The 1,190-nt window shown below is 38.7% G+C and carries 1 protein-coding gene; it reads right to left on the reverse strand.

Features of this window, described 5'->3' with window-relative positions:
• Nucleotides 1-136: 136 nt before the first annotated feature.
• A complete protein-coding gene (locus H5232_RS23305; protein WP_182831660.1) occupies nt 137-922 on the reverse strand; it encodes a hypothetical protein in 786 nt (261 codons plus the stop codon).
• Nucleotides 923-1,190: the final 268 nt, after the last annotated feature.

The following is a 1,190-nucleotide window of genomic DNA, read 5'->3' on the forward strand; positions in this document are numbered from 1 at the left end:
ACAAGGTTTAGCGTCATTAAGAGATATTTGGATCAATATTCATTACGGGAGATGAACCGCCCATTGCGGACCCGCATGATGGGTGGTGTGGGGGCTGGAGGTTAGAGACCTCCGGCTACCCGATTATGTGCCTGCTTCACGCTTCTGCGCCTGCCTCAATTGGTGATAATGTAATATCGGGATAAGACTCGTAATCTCCTTCCCAGTTCTTATCTCCTGGAATTACTTTTATTTCCCGCCAATACTTTACATTGAGAGCTTCATTGTTTCTTTTTTCAGGCACAAAAGTTTGTGGCATACAGCGATTTGATTTATCGGGCAAATGTTGCTCTAAGTTAGCGCGATTGAAATCAACTTCATTTATTTTTGAAGCGACCTCTATAAGTATGATTAAGGACATCAACGCCAAATGAGAATCTTCATATGAAGGAGTTAAACCTTTGTGAATGAAATCATTGCGAGCGAATCTTGCTTTACTCAGGGATGAGTAAAGCTCTTCTTTTATAAATCCTTGCTGATACAGCATTTCAATTTTATGTGCAGAGTTCCATTGTTGAGATTCAATAAATTTACGCCTCTTAGGTATATTTACAGACTTAGCATCTTCAACAATTGTTTCTTTCCAAATAAATTCCAGTATTTGCTCTACACCAATCCATGCATGGGCTAGCGCTTCCCGTAATTGATGCTTCTTATAATATGTAAATGCACCAATAAAAAGAGACGGTGATAACGTGGGCAGCTTAGCTAAAACTTTATGCCCATAATTATAAGCTGAGATCACCTTTTCAGCTTCCAAAACTTCAGGATCTAGTAACCTGATAGAGGCTAATGAACCTGCATCACATTCACCAATAGCATGGTGAAAGTCAGAGTTACTGCTGTGAGTTGAAGAGTGGCGGAAGTAGCCTGTTACATTCATACTCCCTCTCGATACATCTAAAGGTGAGATTGACTCAACATAAACCCCACCTAGGAACACTGATGCAAGAATTCGGTTAACTTCCTCAACAACTAAATCATCATTTTTAAATTCTTCAATAAATGGAAATATTAAGCTTCCATCTGCGTATTCTCATGACTTTGATCACCGATTCTCATCAGCTTTGATCACCTGATTTATCATTTTGTAGAGCCGTTTTTAAATTAGCTTAACTGATCATCATCAGTCAATTTATTTAACTGTTTTC

Origin of the sequence: Pseudoalteromonas sp. SG41-5 (assembly GCF_014164495.1) — a bacterium.
Lineage (GTDB): Bacteria > Pseudomonadota > Gammaproteobacteria > Enterobacterales > Alteromonadaceae > Pseudoalteromonas > Pseudoalteromonas rhizosphaerae.